The sequence below is a fragment of the Acidithiobacillus sp. genome, assembly GCF_023255755.1.
GTDB lineage: Bacteria > Pseudomonadota > Gammaproteobacteria > Acidithiobacillales > Acidithiobacillaceae > Acidithiobacillus.
The window spans coordinates 32,646-33,431 of record NZ_JAGDVS010000009.1; the positions used below are offsets into that span (position 1 = coordinate 32,646).

Here is a 786-nt window from a genome sequence, read left to right on the forward strand (position 1 = left end):
CGGCTGGCCAGTATTCCCCGCAGCGGGTGCACCGCCGCTCCAAGCCCAGCATCGTTATGGCATACCTCCCGGATTGGAGTCCGCGCTGGATATGCTCCCTGGAAAGAAACGGGCAAACGTGCCCGACCCGGCCCTGGACCTGTGCCTCACAGTCCGCAGTGTTCTGGTCTTGGATATCGATGCGTTTCATGGGCTTCTTTCCCATCTGAGCCATCCGGGCTGGGTGGCTGTTGATGGGGAAAGCATAGAACTATAGTTATACGTCAGTCAAGAACTAAAGTTATATTTTTACCTATGAAATAATTTTATGGCTGCCGCACCTCTGTTTATTGATGACCGCGCACCCGCACAGAAAGGATTGTTTGGCTTTAACGTAGGACTTTTGAGAGTTAGCGGGCGCCTGAATGGGGGTTGCCGATGGGTTTGAATTGTATATACTAATTAGAGGGGCGCTGCTGCAAGCTCGGCGAGACATATGGCTATCATTATATCAAATAAAATCAAAGAGAAACTAAGAGACAAACACTGCGTCCGCGAAGATAAGGTGAGCGAGTGCCTTGCGAATTTGGCCGGAGACTTTTTGCGCGACCAGCGAGAAGATCACCGCTCGGAACCGCTGCGGGAAAACCTCTCAGGATACTGATCCAGACGCATTGACGACGTCAACCGCCTGGTCTACCGCGCCACGACTGCGGAACTGATCATTATTTCCTGCAGGTACCATTACTGATTCTGCCAATCTTCCTGGCAGAAGAGGCCATACTGGACGAGGTAACCGCGCCGTGC

Annotated in this window: 2 protein-coding genes; both read left to right on the top strand. The window is 52.4% G+C overall.

Going from position 1 to position 786, the window contains the following annotated elements:
- The coding region (locus Q0C48_RS00995) for a hypothetical protein (protein ID WP_291520704.1) at positions 1 to 256 on the top strand (256 nt) is incomplete at its 5' end.
- 396 nt (positions 257 to 652) lie between these two features.
- Positions 653 to 730 carry a type II toxin-antitoxin system YoeB family toxin gene (locus tag Q0C48_RS01000; protein ID WP_291520714.1) on the top strand — a complete coding sequence of 26 codons (78 nt, stop codon included), beginning with the start codon at positions 653 to 655 and terminating at the stop codon, positions 728 to 730.
- The last annotated feature ends 56 nt before the right edge of the window (positions 731 to 786 follow it).